Genomic DNA, 22476 nt, shown 5'->3' on the forward strand with positions numbered 1-22476 from the left:
ACGTCGCGGTTAACCTGCGCTTGCTTGAGTCCTGAGGCACGAGCGGCACCGTTCAGTTGCAAAAGTTTTGCACTGTGCTCACGGACACCAATGCCGGGAATTCCTCAGGGGTCAGGGTTTCTTTCTCCAATAGCAGTCTTGCGCCGGTATCCAGATCGGTCCGGCGCTGTTCAAGCAACGCCTTGGCTCGACTGTAGGCATCCTCAAGCAGCGCTCTGATCGCCAGGTCGATCTCGCGCGCGGTATGTTCCGAATAGTCCTTGTCGCGTGCGGCCAGCAGGTTTTCTCCCAGGTAACTTGCGGTGCGCCGCTCCAGCACGGCCTGGCCGAGGGTTTCACTCATGCCAAAACGGGTAACCAACTGCCGGGCGATGTCGGTGGCCTTGGCGAGGTCGTCGGCGGCCCCGGTGGAGATTTGGCCATAGACGTTGAATTCGGCAGCACGCCCGGCCATGAGCACGACCATACGGTCTTTCAGCGTTTGGCAACTGACCAGGAAGTGATCGGCGTTTGGACGTTGCAGGGTGTAGCCCAGGGCGCCGACCGCACGGGGTACGATGGAGACCTTATGCACCGGGTCCATGCCAGGCAGCGTTGCTGCGGCCAAGGCGTGGCCCATTTCGTGATAGGCAACCACCTGGCGCTCCTGCGGCAGCAGCAAGCTGCTTTTGCGCTCTACGCCGGCAACGATTCGTTCCACTGCGGCAGTGAAGTCATCCAGCGTCACGGTCTGGGCGCCGCGTCGGGTTGCGACGATCGCCGCTTCGTTGACCAGGTTCGCCAGGTCTGCACCGGTAAAGCCCGTGGTGATGTCGGCGATACGTTCGCTATTGATCGATGGGTCAACCGTGACGTTCTTCAGGTGGACCTTGAGAATCTCGCTACGGCCTTTGCGGTCAGGCCGGTCAATGATGATCTGCCGGTCGAAGCGACCGGCGCGCATCAGTGCCGGGTCGAGGATTTCGGGGCGGTTGGTTGCTGCCAGCAAGACCACCCCTTCACGCGGATCGAAGCCGTCCAGTTCGGCCAGCAACTGATTGAGTGTCTGCTCTTTTTCATCGTTGCCACCAAAGGCACCGACCCCGCGCATTTTCCCCAAGGCATCCAGTTCATCGATAAAGATGATGCAGGGCGCGGCAGCACGGGCCTGCTCGAAGAGGTCGCGCACCCTGGCCGCGCCCACGCCCACGAACATCTCGACGAACTCCGAGCCGGAAATGGAAAAGAACGGTACACCCGCTTCACCGGCCACGGCCTTGGCGACCAAGGTCTTGCCGGTGCCTGGAGGCCCGACCAACAGGATACCTTTTGGGATGTGGGCACCCAGGCGAGCGTACTTGGCCTTGTCTTTCAGGAAGGAGACGATTTCGACCAGCTCGGCCTTGGCCTCGTCAATCCCCGCCACATCCGCGAAGGTCACGCCCGTCTCTTGCTGGACGAAGATTTTTGCCCTGGATTTCCCGACCCCCATCAGGCCGCCCATGCCTTGTTTTCCTGCCATCGAGCGCATGATCAGGTTCCAGCCAAACAGCAACAACATCAGTGGCATGAGCCAGCCCAGTAACTGGCTGCCAAAGGAGCTTTCCGGTATGCCTGTAAAGCGGATATCGGCTCCGGACGCACTGAGCTCAGTGGCCAAGGCGGGGTCGACCCGTACCGTTGAAAACTGCTTATGGCCGTTGATCGGTTCTTCCAGTGTGCCGGAAATCTGCTCCCGCTCGATCTTCAGGTCCGTGACTTTATGGGCCTCCAACAGTTGGAGGAACTGGCTGTAAGGAATGGGTTCTACCGGATTCCGATTGGACTGCATGAACTGCAGTATGACCAGCGCGATAAAGGCGAATGCAAAGAATGCAAATTCCCAGCGAAAGTTCTTCATGGTTGCGGCTCGTCATGAACCGCGCAGCCGCGGACGGGTTCAAGTGATGGCATGGCCCACTTCCTTTAAGGTTTCGATGCTTCAACCATAGAACAAAGCGTAGCTGGCGGAGCAGTTTGGCTATGCAGGAACATCTCGCCTACGCTTGATCTGTTGCATCAACCCTTTTGGGCCGAATGCCCAACATTGATTGCCCTGGTTGAACAAGCGGGGCATGTCGCACTGGGGGCACCCTTGAAGTCGATTCAACGGTATGCGAGCGCCGACAGCTTTTATCATCTGCGCCTGGCGTCGCTGAGCGACACGGCGCCAGTTCGTCCACGGTTGCAATCGTGACGTGACCACTGTGCCGTTCATGTCGCAATTGCCCTATCGGGCCCTGTTGATAGTGTCCGCTATCACGTTGTTGGCCGGCGGGTTGCTCTACCTGAACGCGCAAGTTGCACTGGCGCATGGGCTGTGGCTGGCGGGGGTGTTGCCGGTCCTGCTGGGGCTTGTCATTGATATCGTCAAAACCCTGTTGCGTCGTCAAGCCGGGGTTGATGTGCTGGCCTTGCTGTCGATAGGCCTGGCGCTGGGGCTGGACGAAGTCTTCACGGCAGCGGTCATTGGCCTGATGGTGGCCAGCGGTCGCGCGCTGGAGGATTACGCCCAAGCGCAGGCTCGCCGTGAAATGACGGCATTGCTGAACCGAGCCCCACGCTTGGCTAACCGTTATGAAGACGGTCAGTTGCGGCAAGTCAGCCTTGATCAGGTGGTGCCGGGCGACAGATTGTTGGTGCGCAGCGGTGAAGTGGTACCGGTTGACGGTACCTTGAGCGGCACGGCAGAGCTGGACGAGTCCACCTTGACCGGGGAGTCCTTGCCTGCTCGGCGGCTATCCGGCGACACCGTGCGCAGTGGGGCCATCAATGCCGGTGCGGCGTTTGACATGATGGCGAGCGCCAGTGCTTCCGATAGCACGTTTGCCGGGATCGTCCGGCTGGTTGCCGCGGCACAAGCAACGCGTAGCCCGGTCACCCGGCTGGCGGACCGTTATGCCCTGTTGTTCGTACCGCTGACGCTGGCCGTGGCAGGCGCGGCCTGGTTTTTTACCGGCGACCCGATTCGGCTGCTGGCGGTATTGGTCGTCGCAACGCCGTGCCCACTGATTCTGGCGGTGCCGGTGGCGATCGTTTCCGGCGTGTCCCGCTGCGCGCGCAGAGGGGTGCTGGTGAAAGGAGGCGGTGCGCTGGAGCGGCTCGCTCAGGCCAACATCCTGTTTTTCGACAAGACCGGTACCCTGACGGGGGGCAATGCGCGCCTCGTTGCCATTCAGTGTGAGCCAGACACCGCTGCCGAGGAGATACTGCGCCTTGCAGCGTCCCTGGAGCAGGCCTCCAACCACGTGATTGCCGCTGCGGTAGTGGCTGCGGCACGTGAGCGCGGCCTTGTGCTTTCAGTTCCGACGCAAGTGGCCGAGGAACCGGGGGCGGGGGTGTCTGGACGGGTTGATGGCAAGGCAGTAAGCGTCGGTAGCTTTGCCTATGTGATGCGCTCCACTGCGCCGGCAGCCTGGAGCCAGTTGTTTCTTCAAAGCCTGAGGTACGACGGCGCATGTGGGGTGTTTGTCGGGGTTGAGGGCGTGATGCTCGGGGCGCTGCACCTGACCGACGAGATTCGGCTGGAAACACCGAGAGCCCTGCGCCTGTTGCGCAGAGCAGGGATAGAGCGCTTCGTGATGCTGACCGGCGACCGGCAAAACGTTGCCGAGTCGATCGGCGCCGTACTCGGTGTGAGCGAGGTCCTTGCCGAGCAAACGCCTGGCGACAAGCTCGCTGCTATCCAGACGGCGCGCCGCGATGGTGTGGTCATCATGGTGGGCGACGGCGTGAACGATGCCCCGGCGCTGGCGGCGGCCGACATCGGTGTCTCCATGGGCGTACGCGGCGCAGACGCCTCGTCCGAGGCGGCGGATGTGGTGTTGCTGGTGGACCGTCTGGATCGCCTGGCGGAAGCACTGATCGTGGCACGTCGAACGCGCCGCATCGCGGTTCAGAGCGTTGGTGTCGGCATGGGGCTGACACTGGTGGCGATGATCGTTGCAGCGTTCGGCTATCTACCGCCTGTCGCAGGCGCCCTGTTGCAGGAGGTGATCGATTTGCTCGCGATCCTCAGTGCGTTGCGTGCTCGCCAGGTGGGGGCGGCACGCCCAGCGGGCGTGTTGTCGAGCGAGCAGTGGGCACAGTTGCAGGTTGAGCACCAACAGCTCAAGCCCGTGCTGGAGAGTGTCAGGTCCCTGGCCGACCGCCTTAACAGCCTGTCCGGCCCGGTCGCGGCAGCTGAACTTGCTGCGTTGAACGAGCGTTTACTGAATCAGCTAGTGCCTCACGAGCGCCAGGACGACACTGAGCTGTACCCACGCATTGCCATCCTGACAGGGGGTGATGACCCGATGGCGGCGATGAACAATACACACCGCGAGATTTTTCGTATTACCCGGCGGCTTGCACACATTGCACAGGATCTGCCGGCAGAAGGGCCCGACCCCGCCTACCTGCAGGAAATCCAGCGGCTCTTGTACGGCCTGGATGCGATTTTGCGTATGCACTTTGCTCAGGAAGAGGAGCTTTATCACGCGTTCAGGGACAGTGCCTGAGTTGCCTGCCACACATCCGGGAGCGTCTGGAAATGTGGGCTTTTTTGATAAAAGTCAAGGCTGCCCGGGGGCATTCATGGAGGCTGTCAGTACAGGTCGGTGGCTGAACTACCCCGGAGTGCAGGCTGATGGCTCACACAAAAATTCTCTTCCGTTCCGCTGCGCGGGAGAAGATCCTCTGCGGTGCGGCGCAATTGGCAGATGCGGTTCGCGTGACCCTCGGGCCCAAATCGAAATCGGTGCTGATCCAGAGCAAATGGGGCAACCCCATCGTCTGCAATGACGGTGTGACCATTGCCAAACGGGTCGATTTGCAGGACCCCGAGGAGAACCTCGGTGCGCAGATGCTGCGTCAGGCGGCCGAGCGTACGGGCGATGCAGTGGGGGATGGCACCAGCACCTCGACCTTGCTGGCCCATGCGATCCTCGCCGATGGCATACGCAACGTCGTCGCGGGCGCCAGTGCCATTGACCTCAAGCGCGGCCTGGACCGTGGGTTGGCGCTGGTGATGCAGTCGCTGCTTGACCAGTCGCGTCCGGTGAGCTCCTTCAAAGAGAAGGCCCAGGTGGCCACACTTTCGGCTCATAACGATGCCAGCATCGGTCAATGGGTGGCGGATGCCCTGGAAAAGGTCGGTATTGAGGGCGTCGTCAGCGTCGAAGAGTCCAAGACCACCGAAACCATGGTCGAAGTCATGGAGGGCATGCGCTTCGACCGTGGTTATGTCTCGCCGTATTTTGTGACCGATACCGAGAAAATGCAGGTGGAACTCGATGAGGCTTACCTGCTGCTCTGTGACCACAAGATCGGCCTTCTGAAAGACCTGCTGCCATTGCTTGAGAAGGTTGCTAAAAGTGGCCAGCCGCTGGTGCTGATTGCCGACGACATCGAGGGTGAAGCCCTGACCACGCTGGTCGTCAACCAGATTCGCGGCGTATTGCGCGCAGTGGCGATCAAGGCCCCGGGGTTTGGTGACCGACGCAAGGAGATGCTCCAGGACATTGCTGTCCTGACCGGTGGAACGGTGATTTCCAGCGAGCTGGGCATTGAATTGGAACAGGTCGAATTGAGCCAGTTGGGGCAAGCGCATCGTGTCGTTGTACAGAAGGACAGCACGGCACTGATTGGCGGCGCGGGTACGCGTGAGGCGATTGAGGCGCGGCTGCAACACCTGCGTCAGCAAATGGAGAGCACCACCAGCGACTATGATCGCGAGAAACTTCAGGAGCGTCTGGCCAGGCTGTCGGGCGGTGTTGCGGTGATCCGTGTAGGCGCACCTTCCGAAGCCGAGATGAAAGTCCGCAAGGATGCCCTGGATGATGCCATTTCAGCGACGCGTGCGGCCATTGCCGAGGGCATCGTCCCTGGCGGTGGGCTGGCGCTGCTCAAGGCTATTCCAGTGATTGCGGCCGAGGAAGCGACCAGTGAAGGGGACTTCAAGACGGGCCTGCAGATTCTGCGCCGGGCTTTGGAGGCACCGGCGAGGGTGATTGCGGAAAACTCTGCGGTAGATGCCGGGGTCGTCGTCGCGCGCATGCTCGCAGAGCCTGCCAACATTGGCTTTGATGCCTCCAGCAATCGCTACGTGGACATGTTTGAGGCCGGCATCATCGACCCGACAAAGGTGGTGCGCATCGCCTTGGAAAACGCGGTGTCAGTGGCCAGCATCCTGCTGTTGACCGAAGCCACCATGACCGATATCCCGGAAAAAGAACCCTCACCGTCCATGCAGCTCCCTGAGTGACAGGCCCCCGCACCTGTCGCTCAGTATGGGGCTTTGCGTTAACCGGGCAGGGCACTCAAGAGGTCAATCATGCATCCGACGCTTATCACCAAAACCATGGGCGAGTGCCCGGTGACACCGAATTGGCTCGACAGCAGGCAAGCCCGGGAAAGGTTTTCCTGGCAGGCGCAAGCAGCCGAGTTGGCCGGATTGCCGGGCAGAGGGTTGAACCTCGCCTTTGAGGCCGTTGACCGGCATGCGCTGGGCGAGCGCCGGGAGCATACGGCATTGCGGCTGGTTGAACGTAACGGCGGTTGCCGAGACATCAGCTATGCCCAACTGAGCCTGCTGAGCAATCGTTTTGCCAGCCTGCTGAACCGCTTGGGTGTGCAGCCGGGTGAGCGCGTGTTCATGCTGTGCAACCGCGGGCTGGAGTTGTACCTCGGCGTGCTTGGCGGCTTGAAGCTTGGTTGCGTGGTGTCGCCACTGTTCTGTGCATTTGGTCCCGAGCCGATCGAAACGCGCCTGCGCCTTGGCGAGGGTCGCGTGCTGTTGACCACTGAAGCGCTCTATCGACGTAAGGTCGCGGCCATTCGTGAGCGCTTGCCCGCGCTCCGGCACGTGCTGCTCTATGACGAACAGGGCGCCGAGATCGAGCCGTTGGCCGGCACACTCCGCTTGCAGCCGTTGCTGGACGAGGCCGATGAGCAGTTCCCGGTTGCCCAGACTACCCCTGACAGCCCTGCGCTTTTGCACTTCACCAGTGGCACGACGGGCACGCCCAAGGGGGTGCTGCATGTTCATGGCGCGGCGTTGACTCACCGGGTCACGGGCAAGTACGCGTTGGATCTGCACCCTGATGATATCTATTGGTGCAGCGCCGATCCTGGCTGGGTCACGGGTACCTCCTATGGCATTTTCGCGCCCCTGTTGCTGGGGGTGACCAGCGTGGTCGACAGCAACGAGTTCGACGCCGAGCGCTGGTACTGCATGCTTGAAGCCCAGCGGATTACGGTCTGGTACACGGCACCGACGGCGATCCGTTTACTGATGAAAGCCGGCGCAGCACTGGCGCACAACCATCATTTTGACTGTTTGCGGTTCATTGCCAGCGTTGGCGAGCCGCTTAACCCAGAGGCGGTCTGGTGGGGCAAGGAAGTGTTGGGCCTGCCGATCCATGATAATTGGTGGCAGACCGAAACGGGCGGCATCATGATTGCCAACACCGTGTCGATGGACATCAAGCCCGGCTCCATGGGCAAGCCGCTGCCGGGCGTGGACGCCGCGATTGTCTCGCTCAATGCAGATGGCACCTTGTGCTTCCTGGCAGATGAAGAGGTCGGCGAGTTGGCCCTGAAACAGCCGTGGCCGGCGATGTTTCGTGCCTATCTCGGACAGGAAGCGCGTTACCGTCAGTGTTTTGTCGGTGACTGGTACCTGAGCGGTGACCTGGTGCGTCGGGATGCTGATGGCTATTACTGGTTCATTGGCCGTAGCGACGATGTGATCAAGTCGGCCGGACACCTGATCGGCCCGTTCGAAGTCGAGAGCTCGCTCATGGAGCACCCGGCCGTGGCGGAGGCGGCGGTGATCGGCAAGCCCGACCCTTTGTTGGGTGAAACCGTGAAGGCCTTTGTCTCCCTCAAAAGCGGCTTCACAGCCAGCCCGCAATTGCATGACGAGTTGCTTGGTCACGGGCGTAAGCGACTGGGCGCGGTGGTCGCGCCCAAGGAGCTGGAGTTCGTCGCGCAACTGCCACACACCCGCAGCGGGAAACTCATGCGACGCCTGCTCAAGGCAAGGGAACTGGGCTTGCCCGAAGGTGACACCTCCAGCCTGGAGAACCCGTCATGAGCACGCAGCCGTTGCCCTATGCAGACGATGTGCTGCTTGCCTTGCTCCGTGACATGCTGCGTATCCGCCGTTTCGAGGAGCGCGCCGCCGAACTCTATGGCGAAGGAAAAATTCGCGGTTTCCTGCACCTTTACATCGGTGAAGAGGCGGTGGCTGTTGGCGTCATGCATGCACTTGGCGCCCACGATGCGGTGGTCTCGACCTACCGTGAGCATGGTCACGCGTTGCTCAAAGGGGTGCCGATGCAGGCGATTTTCGCCGAGATGTATGGGCATCAGGAGGGATGCTCTCGCGGTCGCGGCGGCTCGATGCACCTGTTCGATGCCAAGACCCGTTTCTACGGCGGCAACGCGATCGTCGCGGGTGGTTTGCCGCTGGCCGTCGGCCTGGCCCTGGCCGACCGCATGCAGGGAAAGACCGATGTCTCGGTGTGTTTCTTCGGTGAAGGGGCGATGGCAGAGGGCGCATTTCACGAGTCAATGAATTTGGCGGCACTCTGGCAACTGCCCGTGCTGTTTTGTTGTGAAAACAACCTCTATGCCATGGGGACCGCGTTGTCGCGCTCACAATCACAAACCGACCTCTGCGCCAAGGCTGCGGCCTATAAGGTCGCGACTCAGTCGGTGGATGGCATGGACGTGATTGCCGTGCATCAAGCCACGAGCGCAGCCCTTGAGCATGTTCGGGCAGGGCGTGGTCCTTACTTCCTGGCGTTTCAGACCTATCGGTTTCGCGCGCATTCCATGTTCGACCCGGAGTTGTACCGCGACAAGGCAGAAGTGGAGCAATGGAAGGCACGTGGCCCGATTCACACCTACAGCGCATGGCTCAAGGCGCAGGGCGTGGTTGACGAAGCTGGTTTTCTCGCGATCGCGGCCCAGGTGGAGGCGCAAGTGGAGGCCGCGATTGCCGATGCCGAGGCCGGGAGCCTGGAGCCGCTAGAGGATCTGTACCGCGATGTGCATACCCCGCAGGCTGCGCCATGAGCCCGTCCATGACCTACCGCGAAGCCCTGCGCGAGGCCTTGCGCGACGCGTTGCAAAAGGATTCCCGGGTGTTCTTGATGGGTGAGGACGTAGGGCGCTACGGTGGCAGCTATGCCGTCTCCAAGGGGTTGCTTGAGGCGTTCGGCCCCGAACGCATTCGCGACACGCCCTTGTCCGAGCTGGGGTTCGTGGGCGCCGGTATTGGCGCGGCGCTTGGCGGCATGCGCCCGATCGTCGAGATCATGACGGTCAACTTCAGTTTGCTCGCCCTGGACCCGCTGATGAACACGGCGGCGGCCTTGAGGCATATGTCCGGTGGGCAGTTTTCCGTGCCGCTGGTGGTGCGTATGGCGACGGGTGCCGGGCGCCAACTGGCCGCACAGCATTCACACAGCCTGGAAGGCTGGTACGCCCATATCCCAGGCTTGAAAATTCTTGCGCCAGCGACCGTCGAGGATGCGCGCGGCATGCTCTGGCCAGCGCTGCAGGACCCGGATCCGGTGCTGATCTTCGAGCATGCTCAACTCTACAACCTCGAAGGTGAGCCAGGTGATTGGCAACACGTGGATATCGGCAGCGCAAAGGTCCGCCGAACAGGCAAGGACCTGACCCTGATTGCCTATGGCGGCACGCTCGGCAAAGCACTGAAGGCAGCCGAGCAGCTGGCCGGGGAGGGCATTGATTGCGAGGTCATCGACCTGCGCGTGCTGCGTCCTCTGGATGATGCCACCCTCATGTCTTCCGTCGGCAAGACCCATCGCGCGCTGGTTGTCGATGAGGGCTGGCGCAGTGGCAGCCTGGCAGCCGAAATCATTACACGGATCGTCGAACAGGCTTTTTTCGAGCTGGATGCGCCACCCTCAAGGGTGTGCAGTGCCGAGGTACCGATTCCCTATGCCCGGCACCTCGAAGAAGCCTCGCTGCCACAAGTCGCGACAATCGTCGCCGCCGCCCATGAACTGTGTCGAGGGACGTGAACATGCATAGCGCAACGTGTCGCGTGCGCAGGCAGGGCCGGGGGCGCACACCATGATCGAGTTCAATCTGCCGTCACTCGGTGCCGACATGGATGAAGGCACCTTGTTGGAGTGGAAGGTTCAGCCGGGTGAAGTGGTCAAGCGAGGTCAGGTGATTGCCGTTGTCGACACAGCCAAGGCCGCCGTAGAGGTTGAGTGTTGGCATGACGCTACGGTCGCGCAATTGTTGATTGAGGTTGGCACCAAGGTACCGGTCGGCACACCGATCGCGCTGTTGCTGGCGCCAGGTGAGCAGGCACAAAGCGCGCCAGTCAACGCCACCGGTAGCACCGCCACTGGCAGCGGCCATGGACGGGTTGAAACGCCCAAAGCCGTCGCCGGCCGACCACGGATTTCCCCGGTGGCCCGCAAGCGCGCGGCCGAGCTTGGCCTGGATGTCACGCTGCTTGGCGGTAGCGGACCGCACGGTGTGATCACGCTGGACGATGTCGAAGCGGCCGCTCGTGCTGCGACGCCACCGGACCGGAACCAGGCCATGCGTCAAACCATCGCCATGGCCATGAGCCGTTCCAAGCGAGAGATTCCACACTACTACCTGTGCGAGACCCTTGAACTGGGCCAGGCCATGACCTGGCTGCAGGCACACAATGCGCACTGTCCGTTGCAAGAGCGCTTGTTGCCCAGCGTACTGCTGCTAAAAGCTGTGGCCCTGGCCCTGCGCACGTACCCCCGGCTCAATGGCTTCTGGCGCGACACGAATACCTTCGAGCCTGCAACCGGCAGTGACCTTGGGGTGGCGATCTCGCTGCGCCAGGGCGGGCTGCTTGCGCCGGTCTTGCACGATGTCGCTGACAAGTCATTGCCCCAGTTGATGAGTGAACTGGCCAGCCTGGTGGAGCGTACGCGCAGTGGCTCCTTGCGCAGCTCCGAGCTCAGCGGTGCGGGCCTGACGGTGACGCTGCTTGGCGATCAGGGGGTGGACACCGTCATTGGCGTGATCTACCCGCCCCAGGTGGCGCTGGTCGGCTTCGGGCGGATCAGTGAGCGGCCCTGGGTGCGTGAGGGGCAACTCTGCGTGATGCCCACCGTCGTCAGTAGCCTGTCTGCCGATCATCGGGTCAGCGACGGCCACTATGGCGCGCGGTTTCTCGTTGAACTTGGTCATTTGCTACAACAACCCGAGAACCTTTGAGGCATGCACACATGGATCGACAATTGATCAGCAGTGAGGTTCTGAACGCCTTGAAAGGCATCGCGCCAGAGCTGGAGGTCGAGCACCTGCGCAGCGACCGGTCACTGCGCGAAGAGGTTGATCTGGACTCCATGGATTGGCTTCGCTTTATCGAAGCCTTGAACAAGCGCGTCGGCATCGTCATTCCCGAAGCCGATTACCAGCAGGTACAAACCCTGGATACGCTCGTTGACTATTTGTTGCAAAAGGGCACGACGAGCGCGGATCCGCCCTTGATAAGCCCTTAGGAAGGTGTCAGATGAACCCTAGTCCTTCGCTGCAAATGACCTTGCGTGACAGAACGGCTGCCGGCCGAAGCCTGGTGGAGCCGTTGCTGAAATACGCACAACGGGATGATGTGATTGTTCTCGGCCTGCCACGCGGTGGTGTTCCGGTTGCCTACGAAATCGCCACCGCTCTTGAGGTTCGCCTGGACGTGATGCTGGTCCGCAAGCTGGGCGTGCCCTCCCATGAGGAATACGCCATGGGCGCCATTGCCAGTGGCGGTATACAAATCGTCAATGAGGATGTGTTGCGAGCCAATCACATCGATCAGATTACCCTCGACGCCGTGGTCGAACGGGAAACCCGTGAGTTATCACGCCGCGAGCACGCCTACCGGGCAGGGCGACAGCCCTTGAACCTCAAGGATCAGGTGGTGATTCTGGTCGATGACGGGCTGGCCACCGGGGCCACAATGATGGCTGCGATACATGCCGTACGGCGACACAACCCGGCGCACATTGTCGTTGCCGTGCCTGTGGCGGCACTGGACTCTGCCGAGGCCTTGCGCAGTGAAGTGACCGAGCTGGTGTGCCCGCTCACGCCTGAGTGGCTGGTGTCGATCGGGCAATGGTACCTGGACTTTTCCCAGACATCGGACGGCGAGGTCATCGACCTGCTGCAGCGTGCCTGGCAGCGTGAATCTGGGGTGTGAATGGCACCGTTTTATGGGGAGCAAGCCGCTGTTGAAGCGGCTGCGTGACCCCTACACGCCAAACGGATAGGTCTCGTCTTCCGGTTCCAGCTTCTGGGACTTCGGCAGTGGCAACGCTGTGACCGGAAGCGTCTTTTCAAACCACACCATTGCGTCGAATTGGTCGGCCAGTACTGCCTGAAAATAGTGGCTTTCGCGTTCACTCTGCGGGCGGTAGATGACACCTATGGCCCGTTCCAGCAGCGACATCGACAGCGTGTCGCGCAGATCCTCTCGTTGTGGATCACGCCAGTCGGTCAATGAGCGGGCCACGCCGGCCTTGAGAAATTGCTGTTCCCAGCTATCGGCACGTGAGGGGCGCACATCCTTGATGTGCATGTCGCCATCCCAATCATCGGCCGCCGCTACCTGACCCTGATCGGTGCTCATGCCGATCAGCACCACGTCCCGACCATAGGCGCTGCGGCACAGTTGGCCAATGTTGAATTGTCCCTTCCAGCCCATCTCCGTGGCACTTGCATTGCCGATATGGGAGTTGTGCGCCCACACCACGGCTTTGGCTTCAGCACCCCGATGTTCGAGCAGCGCCTGCAAGGTGTCGAACATATGCCGGTCGCGCAGGTTCCAGGAGGCGCTCGAACCACGATAGATGGCGCGGTAGTACTGTTCCGCCGCCCGGATGACTTGGGCATTCTGCCGGGCATCGAAAAAGGCTTCATCGTCCTTTACCAGCCCGGCCAACTGCTTGGCCAACATGACGTTCAGTTGCTCGACCACCGCTTGCTCACAGGGCATTACACCTGCACGTTCGACAAAGTGACCATACAGGGTCGGATCATCCTGCCAAGGGGTCAGACAGCCGTAGCGTTGCCGCGCTTCATGGGCCAGCAGCGGGTCGACACCCTCCAGATAGTGCAGCACCTCCCGAATGGAGTTGCGCAAGCTGTAGACATCCAGCCCACGGAACTCGACACGCCGCTCCGGGGCCATCGAGTGGTTGTACTGGTGTAGCCAGTGGGCAAAGGTTTTCACCTCGGTATTGCGCCACATCCAGGTAGGAAAGCGGCTGAAGATATGGCGCTTCCAGGCCGTTGGTGCCAGCCCGCGCACATAGCGGTCAACGTGGCTGGCATCTGGCCAGTCTGCTTCGACGGCAATGATGTTGAAGCCGTGCTGGGTTATCAGCCGTTGAGTAATCGCCGCACGGGCCCGATAGAAGTCCGAGGTGCCATGACTGGCTTCGCCGATCATGACCACCCGCGCATCGGCGTAGCGGTCAAACAGCGCGCCGAAGGCTTCTGTCTCCAGCGCTGGCAACGGTTCAGCGTAATGGCGTAGCAACGGCGTAATAGCGGCCTGGGCGCTGTTGGCGCGGTAGGCATAGGGTTTCTTCAACATGCTGTGGGTACTCCCGGACGTGGGCTTTCGTCATTCAGGTAGCCCTGTGCCTGACGCAGCAATTGCCGGGCTTTATCGGCTTTCAGTTGCTGCAAGGCGCAGTCCTGCTGGCGCACTGAGCCGTTGGCGAGGGAAAAACTGCGAGTCGCGGCCCTTAATGAAAGAAAGAATGCCAAGGGGCGGCAGTCTTCGTTCATGTCACCGTGTTGTAGATAGCTGTTCAACAGGCACACCGCCAGAGGGTGCAGGCCATGATGGTCCAGGTCCATTAACACGAATGCCACGTCGTAGAGCCTGTCGATACAGGCGATTCGCTCGCTGAACTCAATACCGTCGAATAACGTCGGGTGCCCGTTGTACAAACAGATGTTGGCCAGGCGCAGGTCGCCATGACAACGCCGCACCCGTCCCTCGCGTCGGCGCTGTTCCAGGCATTGGGTCAAGCCGTCGAGTGTCGAACGGCTGGCACTGTAGAGGTCGTTGACCGCGTCCATCGCCAAGAGCTGCGGATAGCGGCACATTTCCCGATGGTTTTTTTCAACTTCCCAGGCCAGGTCATCCACGCGACCGAAGACCGGGGTAACCTCGGCGCTGGCATGAAACCGTGCAATCTCCGCTCCCAGTTCAGTGATCAGCGGCTCGCTCAGTCGACCCTCAACGGCCATGCGGTCGAACAGCGCTTCCTGAGGAAAGCGCCGCATGACCACCAGCCAATCCACGACCTGGCCGTCACCGTCGAATGCCAGTTGGCCATCTGATTGGCGTGTGATCGGGCATAGGCGCAAATACAGGTCTGGGGCTGTCCGGCTGTTGAGTCGCAACTCAGCCCGGCAGGCCTGCTCGCGGCGTTCCAGGGTCAGGAAATCCAGCGCAGCATAAGCCACTGCGAGCTTGAGCTTGTAGGCTCGATCCGCGTGGAGAAACACTCTGGAACCGTGGCTCTCTATGCAGATGACCGGCTGCTCAGGCCCTGGGTAGTTGCCGGGGCATGAGAGAAAGGCGATGACCTCGTCCTGCGAGCTGCTCATGGTCGTCTCGATGGGTAGGTAGCCGTTGCAACTACTCTATCCAAGACAGGTCCGGGCCTTTTGACATTTGTCAGAAAGGTGGACTCGGTGCTGTCTACTGGTCATTTGAGTTTTCGGACTGTAGGTATTAATGCACCCTGGGAACGTCTTCCTCCCTGGCAGAATCCCTCAGGCAGTACCGTGTAGCATGATGGTTCATGACTCGCCAGATAGAGACCGTTGCGCTTGGCAACGTCGCGCCATATTACTTCTTCTGCTGGTGCAGATAGTGCTGTATGGCATCTATCTCGGCTTTATTCGGTGCTACACCGTTATCCGATTTAAAACTGCTGCCCTGCCAGTGCGGCATAGGAGCTTTCAGCGGCTTACCATGATCGTCTGTTCCGCCGAGTACGGCTCGTTCGAACAACGCACGCCTCCATTCGCTGGAGTCACCTGCCAATTTGGGTGCTGATCCGCCCATGCCTCCGGCACCATGGCAGACGCTGCAATTCTCATGGTAAAGCGCTTCACCATCGGGTGTAGCAGCCACGGCGGCAGAGCACGCGAAGACTACTGTGAGGGCATAGCAAGCACTTCTCATACACGACTCCAGATGCGAGGCACATATTGTGTTGTGCGCCAACACCGTAATGACCGCTAAGTGTTGCTTATGGAGCATAGCAGACTGGATAGCGGGGTCTGAGCGTGTGCTGCGCCGGTGTCGTCTACTGATAGTCCAGACGACAAAAAGCCCGCGTAAGGCGGGCTCTCTGCGACGGGTCGCTGATCCATCAGCTGAAGGCAGTGTGCGTTTGCAGTGCCGACGCCACCATGGGCAAAAGGTCGTACTGTCGATGCGCGCGCCGACGGCAGAACTTACGCAAACGCTGCGGTGATGGTCACCCTGGTGGCCCTGAATGCGCTTACTTCAAGGTTTTCAGGTAAGCGATCAGGTGTTGGCGGCTCTGCGCGTCTGCCTGGCCGGGGAACATCATCATGTTGCCCGGCAGCAGGGTGGCAGGGCTGCTCAGCCATTTGTCCAGGTTGGCTTCATTCCACTGCAGCTTGGCGCCTTGCAGTGCGGCAGAGTAGCTGAAGGCGGGTGCTTGGGCACTGGCACGGCCGAACACGCCATGCAGGCTTGGGCCCATGAGATTCTTGCCCGCTTCGGGGCTGTGACAGAAGCCGCACTGGGCGGTGAACAGGGTTTTGCCCTGGGCGGCGTCGCCCTGAGCCAGGGCCAGAGGGGCAGCCAGCAGCAAGGCACTGGCAGCGAACAGTTGCGCGTAGTTCATGGTATTTCCTAGCGGTAAAAACCGCCCCGCCGAGAGGTGCCGGCGGGGCATCAAGAGCAATCAGAACGGGTTGGCGAGGTCGATGCCCGACTTGCCTGGCGCCAGAATGTTGTTCGGGTCCAGGGCACGCTTGAGTGCATGCTCAACCTTGCGCTTCACCGGGCCGTAGCTCTGCGCCACACGCTCCTGGAAGGCGGTGTTGACGCGGTACACGGCGTAACCTTCGCTCTCGAACACATCCAGCAGTTCGGCGAAGCAGGCGTTAGCGCGCTTGGTCTCTTCCGGGTTGGTGCGGTCGTACAACACGTCGATGACGTGGTGCATGTCGCGCCAGCCGACGATGAACTCGCCGACATAGTCCAGGCCATGCTTGTTGAGGATCTTCTTGGCCAGCGCCTGCTGCTTGTTGCACTCGCTGCCACGGGCCTGGCTCACCGGGGCGAACCACATCGAACCACCGCCGCCACGCCAGTTGTACAGGCCGAATTCCTGCAGGTTTGGCACACCCGACATCAATTGCGCGCGGTACTTGAACGGCTGGGTGTCACCGGCTTCTTCCTGGGTGACGATGCGGCCTTTGCCCAGTTGTTTCAGGGCGCCGGTGACGATCTTCCAGTTCACATCGACCTGTTCCTGAGTGCCGTAGAGCGCGGCGTACACGTTCCAGGCACCGAGGTTCTTGTCTTTCTGGATCTGCTTGAGGATCGCGTCGGAGGTCGCACCCGGCTCAGTGGTGTAGTCGGCACGGCGGGTGTTGCAGGTGGAGGCTTCCCAGAGTACGCCGGCGATGACCACCGAGTTCGGGATGACCTGGGCAATACGCAGGGGGCGGATGAATTCGACGATCTCAGCGATGTCCGACTCGTTCTCGAACTTGATCTCGAACGGCTTGAACACCGGTGGTTTTGGCATCAGCCAGAAACCCATCTTGGTGCAGATACCATAGTTGGCCTGGGTGAACATGCCGTCCAGGGTTGGGCCGTAGCCCCATTTGAACACCTGCCAGGCCTTGTCGCCCTTAACGCCGCCCATGCCGGTACGGTAGACGTCACCGTTGGCCAGTACCACTTCCATGCCGCATTGCATCAGGAAGTGCTCACCGTAGGGGGTGTAGCCCACGCCACGGTCCATGGTATTGCCCAGCGGGCCGGCGATGGCCGACGGCGCGGAGAACGACAGCATGAGCGGCAGGTTGTTTTCCTGCAGGTAGTCGTACAACTGCTGGTAGGTCACACCCGGTTCGACCAGTGCCGTACACAGCTCTGGGTCGACATGCAGGATCTTGTTCATCTTCTTCAGGTCGAGGATCACCTGGCCGCGTTGGCCTGGCGCCGCCGAACCGTAGCCGAAGTTACGGCCGGTGGAGATGGTCCATACCGGAATCTTGTGTTCGTTGCAGATCTTCACCACGCCTTGCACCTGCTCGACGGTGGTGGCGGTGACGGCGGCGGATGGCGTGTGTTCGGCGTTGTCCACGGCCATCATGATCTTGGTGTAGGGGATCAGTTGATCGTCCTTGACCAGAACATTGTCCTCGCCCAGCAGCTTACGGAACTTGGCGATGGCTTGTTGGAAGTTGGCAGCATCGACGCCGCGCGGGAGCAGGGTGTTGTTGGTTTGCTCAGTCATCTGTTAGCTCCTTCAAGCTTCGATCGAGAACGAAACGAAATTGCCGGTCAACGGCGATGGGCGGCTGGCCACCAGGGGTGCCTGTCCGCTGTCGGCGCTGCCCATTACTGCCAGGGCGTAGCCGAGCGTGGCGGCCCATTGCTCGGAACCGGCGCGGTTACGGCTGGCGGCGCCCATCTGCAGGGGGGCTTTGTTGCCATGCAGGCGCTGCTCGCTGAGGCTGAACCCGGTGCCACAGGCGTTCAACTGCAGGCCCAGCTGCGGGGCGCAGCCGCTGGCCGCTTGGGCGCTGAGCAGGCGGTGCTGCGAGGCGGTGGCCGTTGCGTTGTGCTGGCCCAGCCATTGCACCCGGGCACCTGTGCTGCGCGCCAGGTCTACGATCAGCGCGGCGCTGGCATCGTCGACCAGGCCAATGATGCGTTGCGGCTGGCCACTGCGCAGGCGCTTTTCCAGGCCGAGGATGAAGTCCAGGCTGAGGTCGGTGCGCTGCACACTGACCTGCCTGGCGGCTGGGCTGGCGTTGATCCCCTGGAGGAAGGCCGACTCAGCGACATTGCCACTGACCAAGGCCAGGGTTGGCAGCGCCGGCCGGGCCTGGCCGCCGAGCATGGTGTTGGCCATGGCCAGGCTGGAACTGCCCATGGCAACACCGGCCAGGCCGCCCAGGGCCATACCCTTGAGCAGGAAACGACGTTCGACGTTCATGACGCGCTCCTTAAGGTTTGGCCGCTGGCGCAGACGCTTTGGAAATGTAGTCGGCGACCTGTTGCAGCGAGTTGTCGTCGATGAACGAAGCGGGGAAGGCCGGCATGGCGCGGAAGCCGTTGCGCACCACGGCGGTGATGTACGCCGGTGGCAGTTGGCGACCCTTGATCACCGGGCCGACCTTGTTTTCATGGCAGTGGCCGCAAACCTTGGCGTAGACGTTTTCTCCGCCTTTCCAGACGCCATCACCATCGGCGGCGGCATTACCGGCAAGCACGACAAAAGGCAGGGCGAAGCAAGCCGCGAAAGTCCGTTTCACAGCTGAGCTGTTGAGGAGTGATGACATTTCGTACTCCATTTTTTTATTGGTAGGTTGGTTCATGGGAGCCTTGGACCGGATCAGAATGGATACGGACGAGGGGCGTGTTGCAGGGTGATCCAGTGATCAGTGGTGAACTCTTCAATGGCCCAGTCGCCATTGAAGCGGCCAAGGCCGGAATTCTTCTCACCACCGAACGGTGCGTTGGGTTCGTCATTGACCGGGATGTCGTTGACGTGGGTCATGCCGGCATGAATACGCTGGGCGAACTGCACGCCGCGCTCCAGGCTGGAGGTGAACACCGCGCTGGACAGGCCGTACTCGCTGCGGTTGGCCAGCTCCAGGGCATGCTCGGCATCACGGGCAGACTGAATGCCGACCAGTGGGCCAAAGATCTCTTCCCGGGCGATCTCCATGTCGGCGGTCACGTCGCCGAACACATGCGGTGGCATTACATTGCCCTGGGCTTGCGCGCCGACCAGCAGCGTGGCGCCCTCGGCGATGGCCGTGTTGATCTTCTCCTGCAGGCCGGCCAGTTGCTTGGCGTTGATCACCGGGCCGACCACGGTCTCGGCCTTGCTCGGGTCGCCGTAGGGCAGGGCTTTGACGCGCTCGACGAAGCGGCGGGTGAAGGCTTCCAGCAGTGGCTGTTCGACGATGATGCGGTTGATCGCCATGCAGATCTGCCCCTGGTGCAGGAACTTGCCCACCACGGCGGCATTGACGGCCTGCTCGACATCAGCGTCGGCCAGGACCACGAACGGGCTATTGCCGCCCAGCTCGAGGGCAACGTGCTTGAGGTGTTCGCCGCCGCCGGCAATGCGGCCGATGTTGCGCCCAACTTGAGTGGAGCCGGTGAACGAGATGAACGCCGGTACCGGGTGCTCGACAAAGGCATCGCCGATTTCCGCGCCGGAGCCCACGACCACGCTGAGTACGCCAGCTGGCAGGCCAGCTTCTTCGAAAATACGCGCCAGCAGCAGGCCGCCGGTGACCGGGGTATCGCTGGCCGGTTTGACCACCACAGCGTTGCCCAGGGCCAGGGCGGGTGCCAGTGAGCGGGCGGTCAGGTGCAGGGGGAAGTTCCACGGGCTGATGACACCGATCACGCCCAGTGGCATGCGGTAGACGCGGCTTTCCTTGCCCGGGATGTTCGACGCAATGATGCGCCCGTGTACGCGGCTCGGCAGGCTGGCCGACTCCAGGGTGATGGCACGGGCGGCGCCCCACTCGATCTGTGCCTTGATGCGGGTACTGCCGGACTCCCGGATGATCCAGTCGATGATTTCTTCGCGACGCTCGTCGAAAATTTTCACCGCATTGAGCAGCACCTGGGCGCGCGCGGCGGGCCCTTTGCTTGCCCACTCGGCCTGGGTTTCGCGTGCCTTGCAGTAGGCCGCGTCAAGGTCTTCACGATTGGCCAGGGGAATGTCCAGCAAACGCTGTTGGGTGAAGGGGTCGAACACTTCCAGCGAGCGACCGGCGCTGCCGGCACGCCATTCTCCGGCGAGCGGCTGCAAGTCAAGGTTCTGATAGGCAGGGCGAGTAGCGGTCATGATGTTCTCTCTTATAGAACCGAAAGGTCATCCATCAGCGGCTTGAGCGCCGCTGGCCGAAGGCTTCCGGCTGGTCGTGGTACGCAGGGTTACGGTTCAGCCTTGAAGCTGATGGAGGGCACCGAGGGCGCTGTCCGGGAGGTCGCACAAGGAGATTAGCCACACCGGCAAGGTGCAGCGGGTGTCAAGCGCGAAGTGGGCAGTGGTCATGTCGGGGTCACCTGTATTTTTTTTATCGATGTGCACGTGACCTGTGACTAACAATTATCGTGCCACGCGGCTTAAAATTAATTTTTCCCTTTTAAAACAGTGTCTTGCGAGAATTTTCAGGCGCGACAGGACGTCGCGGGCAGGAGGGTTTGAAGCGGCAGGTGCGGAAATTTATGCAGAGAAGTCGCAAGCTGTCGAAAGCTCGGCAGTGCGCTGAATGAAGAGAAATTGTGCGGTTATCGGACGAAAGTGCCTGAAGGGGGGGCTAGTCGTCTGCCTGCCGATTGACCCGACGGGGGGGCTGGGCATACTGAAAGGCTACTTATCTGCCTTCTGTTGATTGCCTATGACTCGTACAACAACAACCAGCAAGACCGGCCGTCCTGCGGATGAGGATTTTCTCAAGCAGTTACTCGGTCGACAGAAGCGCCTGATCGTTGATCGGGCCAGTCAGTTCGGTGCCAGTGGCTTGCCTTCCGCTGAACAACTGGCTGAAACCGTGGCCTTCGCCCCACAGGATGGCAGCATCTGGCTGTGCGGCCAGCGCATGATGCTGCTGCAGGGCTCTGCGTTCGGGGCTATTCGCCGTGAACTGATTGACGCGCTGGGGTTTGACAAGGCGCGTGGCTTGCTCACGCGTATCGGCTGGCAAGCCGGTGCACGCGATGCTGCGCAGGTCAGCGAGCAATGGCCCGAGGGTGATCACGCCAGCCTCTACAGCGCCGGGCCGCGCCTGCATATGCTTGAGGGCATGGTCAATGTCGAGGTCGTGCGTTTCGAGATCGATTCCAGCGCCGGGCACTTCTACTCCGAATTCCTCTGGCACAACTCCCTGGAGGACGACGAACACATTGCGGTCTACGGCTTGGGTGGCGAACCGGCCTGTTGGATGGAGATCGGCTATGCCAGCGGCTATGCCTCGTCGCTGCTCGGGCGTCTGGTGGTCTTTCGCGAGGAGGAGTGCCGCGCCATGGGGCACCAGGCCTGCCGCATCGTCGGCAAGCCGGCCGAGCAGTGGGAGGATATCGATGTCGACCTGGCGTATCTGGACGCGGGTGACTTCCTGAGCCGCAGTGCCTACAGCTCAGGTACCGAGACGACCCTTGCCGAGCTCGACGTACCGCCTGAGGGTAAACAGCTGGTGGGGATTTCCGCTGCCTTTGTCGCGGCCAGTCAGCTGTTGCAACGCGTAGCACCGACCCAGGCCACGGTCCTGCTGACCGGCGAGTCTGGCGTGGGCAAGGAGTTGTTTGCACGTACCCTGCATCAGGCCAGTTCGCGGCACCACACGCAACTGGTGGCCTTGAACTGCGCAACCCTGCCAGAGAATCTGGTGGAGGCCGAGCTGTTTGGTGTCGAGCGCGGGGCCTTCACCGGGGCTGACCGTTCGCGGCCCGGTCGTTTCGAGCGGGCTGATGGCGGTACCTTGTTCCTTGATGAAATCGCCACGCTCAGCCTCAGTGCGCAGAGCAAGATTCTGCGTGCCTTGCAGGAAGGCGAGATCGAGCGGGTAGGGGGTACGGCGCCAATCGCGGTCGACGTACGGGTGATCGCCGCCACCAACCTGGACTTGCGCCGTGAAGTCGAAGCCGGACGTTTCCGTGAAGACCTGTTCTATCGACTGAACGTCTTCCCGATTCACTTGCCGCCGCTGCGTGAACGTCGCGAAGATATTCCGCTGTTGATGAGCTACTTCCTGCGTATCTTCAGCCAGCGTCATGGTCGTCAGTTGGCCGGTTTCAGCACGCGCTTGGTCAATGCACTGCTGACCTACCGTTTCCCGGGCAATATCCGCGAGCTGCAGAACCTTATCGAGCGCGGTGTGATTGCTGCTGGTGACGGCGAGGTGATGGACGTTGTGCACCTGACCGAAGCCGGGGCGCCGCTGATGGCGACGGCGATCGGCCTGACTGCCGAGGGGCGTCTGTCGGCGACGCGAGCCGCTGAGGAGGCTGTATCGCCCGCCTCGGAGGCTGCCGTTGAGCCTGTCGCCGATGGTGCGGCCGAGGAGCCGGCGTTGGCGAGCCTGCAGGACTTTGTCTCGGGACGCCAGCGGGTCTTGAGCACCTCGCTGGAAGAGATCGAACTGCGCCTGGTGCGCCTGGCGCTGGAACGCTCCGGTGGCAAT

The 22476-nt window shown here is 61.4% G+C and carries 18 protein-coding genes; 9 read left to right on the forward strand and 9 right to left on the reverse strand.

From position 1 onward, the window contains the following. Window positions 1-52: 52 nt before the first annotated feature. Window positions 53-1879 carry an ATP-dependent zinc metalloprotease FtsH gene (gene ftsH, locus EKA13_RS14130; RefSeq protein WP_065760026.1) on the reverse strand — a complete coding sequence of 609 codons (1827 nt, stop codon included), beginning with the start codon at window positions 1877-1879 and terminating at the stop codon, window positions 53-55. A 355-nt stretch (window positions 1880-2234) separates the two neighbouring features. Here ftsH and EKA13_RS14135 point away from each other — a divergent pair, with 355 nt between their 5' ends. The 8 genes from EKA13_RS14135 (at window position 2235) to EKA13_RS14170 (ending at window position 12226) form a co-directional block, all read left to right on the forward strand. Next, entirely contained in the window at window positions 2235-4517 is a 2283-nt protein-coding gene (locus EKA13_RS14135; protein WP_065760027.1) for a heavy metal translocating P-type ATPase, read from the forward strand. Window positions 4518-4645: 128 nt separating this feature from the next. Next, window positions 4646-6262: a chaperonin GroEL gene (groL, locus tag EKA13_RS14140; RefSeq protein ID WP_065760028.1), complete on the forward strand. Its 1617-nt coding sequence runs from the start codon at window positions 4646-4648 to the stop codon at window positions 6260-6262. Window positions 6263-6331: 69 nt separating this feature from the next. Continuing rightward, a complete protein-coding gene (gene acsA, locus EKA13_RS14145; protein WP_065760029.1) occupies window positions 6332-8095 on the forward strand; it encodes an acetate--CoA ligase in 1764 nt (587 codons plus the stop codon). Continuing rightward, window positions 8092-9081: a pyruvate dehydrogenase (acetyl-transferring) E1 component subunit alpha gene (gene pdhA / locus EKA13_RS14150; RefSeq protein ID WP_065760030.1), complete on the forward strand. Its 990-nt coding sequence runs from the start codon at window positions 8092-8094 to the stop codon at window positions 9079-9081. Before acsA ends, pdhA begins: the two co-directional genes overlap by 4 nt. An 8-nt stretch (window positions 9082-9089) precedes the next feature. Continuing rightward, a complete protein-coding gene (locus EKA13_RS14155; protein WP_218060846.1) occupies window positions 9090-10058 on the forward strand; it encodes an alpha-ketoacid dehydrogenase subunit beta in 969 nt (322 codons plus the stop codon). Window positions 10059-10110: 52 nt separating this feature from the next. Next, window positions 10111-11250 carry a dihydrolipoamide acetyltransferase family protein gene (locus EKA13_RS14160; RefSeq protein ID WP_065760032.1) on the forward strand — a complete coding sequence of 380 codons (1140 nt, stop codon included), beginning with the start codon at window positions 10111-10113 and terminating at the stop codon, window positions 11248-11250. An 11-nt stretch (window positions 11251-11261) separates the two neighbouring features. After that, window positions 11262-11537 carry an acyl carrier protein gene (locus EKA13_RS14165; protein WP_065760033.1) on the forward strand — a complete coding sequence of 92 codons (276 nt, stop codon included), beginning with the start codon at window positions 11262-11264 and terminating at the stop codon, window positions 11535-11537. Between the two features lie 11 nt (window positions 11538-11548). Further along, complete coding sequence (locus EKA13_RS14170) at window positions 11549-12226, forward strand: phosphoribosyltransferase (protein ID WP_065760034.1); 678 nt, start codon at window positions 11549-11551, stop codon at window positions 12224-12226. Window positions 12227-12277: 51 nt separating this feature from the next. Here EKA13_RS14170 and EKA13_RS14175 read toward each other — a convergent pair whose 3' ends face one another. The 8 genes from EKA13_RS14175 to pchA form a co-directional block, all read right to left on the reverse strand. After that, window positions 12278-13624, reverse strand: a complete 1347-nt coding sequence (locus EKA13_RS14175; RefSeq protein ID WP_065760035.1) for an erythromycin esterase family protein — start codon at window positions 13622-13624, stop codon at window positions 12278-12280. Continuing rightward, window positions 13618-14652, reverse strand: a complete 1035-nt coding sequence (locus tag EKA13_RS14180; RefSeq protein WP_065760036.1) for a phosphotransferase — start codon at window positions 14650-14652, stop codon at window positions 13618-13620. The genes EKA13_RS14175 and EKA13_RS14180 overlap by 7 nt, the downstream gene beginning before the upstream one ends. 244 nt (window positions 14653-14896) lie before the next feature. Continuing rightward, window positions 14897-15313, reverse strand: coding sequence for a c-type cytochrome (locus EKA13_RS14185; protein ID WP_342671851.1), 417 nt, complete (start codon window positions 15311-15313; stop codon window positions 14897-14899). Between the two features lie 244 nt (window positions 15314-15557). Next, on the reverse strand, window positions 15558-15929 hold the full coding sequence (locus tag EKA13_RS14190; protein WP_065760038.1) for a c-type cytochrome: 372 nt from the start codon (window positions 15927-15929) through the stop codon (window positions 15558-15560). Between the two features lie 60 nt (window positions 15930-15989). After that, window positions 15990-17558, reverse strand: a complete 1569-nt coding sequence (locus EKA13_RS14195; protein WP_065760039.1) for an FAD-binding oxidoreductase — start codon at window positions 17556-17558, stop codon at window positions 15990-15992. 12 nt (window positions 17559-17570) lie between these two features. Beyond that, on the reverse strand, window positions 17571-18263 hold the full coding sequence (locus EKA13_RS14200) for a hypothetical protein (RefSeq protein ID WP_065760040.1): 693 nt from the start codon (window positions 18261-18263) through the stop codon (window positions 17571-17573). Between the two features lie 10 nt (window positions 18264-18273). After that, on the reverse strand, window positions 18274-18609 hold the full coding sequence (locus tag EKA13_RS14205; RefSeq protein WP_065760041.1) for a c-type cytochrome: 336 nt from the start codon (window positions 18607-18609) through the stop codon (window positions 18274-18276). A gap of 53 nt (window positions 18610-18662) precedes the next feature. Continuing rightward, entirely contained in the window at window positions 18663-20138 is a 1476-nt protein-coding gene (pchA, locus tag EKA13_RS14210; RefSeq protein WP_065760042.1) for a 4-hydroxybenzaldehyde dehydrogenase, read from the reverse strand. 556 nt (window positions 20139-20694) lie between these two features. Here pchA and EKA13_RS14215 point away from each other — a divergent pair. Further along, window positions 20695-22476, forward strand: a 1782-nt coding sequence (locus tag EKA13_RS14215) for a sigma-54-dependent Fis family transcriptional regulator (protein ID WP_065760043.1), incomplete at its 3' end; no start/stop codon positions are given.

The organism is Pseudomonas defluvii, from assembly GCF_001695625.1.
GTDB lineage: Bacteria > Pseudomonadota > Gammaproteobacteria > Pseudomonadales > Pseudomonadaceae > Aquipseudomonas > Aquipseudomonas defluvii.

Excerpts from the sequence above, each read along its gene's own strand:
- EKA13_RS14185 (WP_342671851.1), bottom strand. The coding sequence starts at position 15,313 with ATGCTCCATAAGCAACACTTAGCGGTCATTACGGTGTTGGCGCACAAC.
- acsA (WP_065760029.1), top strand. The coding sequence starts at position 6,332 with ATGCATCCGACGCTTATCACCAAAACCATGGGCGAGTGCCCGGTGACA.
- EKA13_RS14155 (WP_218060846.1), top strand. The coding sequence starts at position 9,090 with ATGACCTACCGCGAAGCCCTGCGCGAGGCCTTGCGCGACGCGTTGCAA.
- EKA13_RS14180 (WP_065760036.1), bottom strand. The coding sequence starts at position 14,652 with ATGAGCAGCTCGCAGGACGAGGTCATCGCCTTTCTCTCATGCCCCGGC.
- EKA13_RS14135 (WP_065760027.1), top strand. The coding sequence starts at position 2,235 with ATGTCGCAATTGCCCTATCGGGCCCTGTTGATAGTGTCCGCTATCACG.
- pchA (WP_065760042.1), bottom strand. The coding sequence starts at position 20,138 with ATGACCGCTACTCGCCCTGCCTATCAGAACCTTGACTTGCAGCCGCTC.
- ftsH (WP_065760026.1), bottom strand. The coding sequence starts at position 1,879 with ATGAAGAACTTTCGCTGGGAATTTGCATTCTTTGCATTCGCCTTTATC.
- EKA13_RS14200 (WP_065760040.1), bottom strand. The coding sequence starts at position 18,263 with ATGAACGTCGAACGTCGTTTCCTGCTCAAGGGTATGGCCCTGGGCGGC.
- EKA13_RS14160 (WP_065760032.1), top strand. The coding sequence starts at position 10,111 with ATGATCGAGTTCAATCTGCCGTCACTCGGTGCCGACATGGATGAAGGC.
- EKA13_RS14195 (WP_065760039.1), bottom strand. The coding sequence starts at position 17,558 with ATGACTGAGCAAACCAACAACACCCTGCTCCCGCGCGGCGTCGATGCT.
- EKA13_RS14170 (WP_065760034.1), top strand. The coding sequence starts at position 11,549 with ATGAACCCTAGTCCTTCGCTGCAAATGACCTTGCGTGACAGAACGGCT.
- EKA13_RS14205 (WP_065760041.1), bottom strand. The coding sequence starts at position 18,609 with ATGTCATCACTCCTCAACAGCTCAGCTGTGAAACGGACTTTCGCGGCT.
- groL (WP_065760028.1), top strand. The coding sequence starts at position 4,646 with ATGGCTCACACAAAAATTCTCTTCCGTTCCGCTGCGCGGGAGAAGATC.
- pdhA (WP_065760030.1), top strand. The coding sequence starts at position 8,092 with ATGAGCACGCAGCCGTTGCCCTATGCAGACGATGTGCTGCTTGCCTTG.
- EKA13_RS14190 (WP_065760038.1), bottom strand. The coding sequence starts at position 15,929 with ATGAACTACGCGCAACTGTTCGCTGCCAGTGCCTTGCTGCTGGCTGCC.
- EKA13_RS14165 (WP_065760033.1), top strand. The coding sequence starts at position 11,262 with ATGGATCGACAATTGATCAGCAGTGAGGTTCTGAACGCCTTGAAAGGC.
- EKA13_RS14175 (WP_065760035.1), bottom strand. The coding sequence starts at position 13,624 with ATGTTGAAGAAACCCTATGCCTACCGCGCCAACAGCGCCCAGGCCGCT.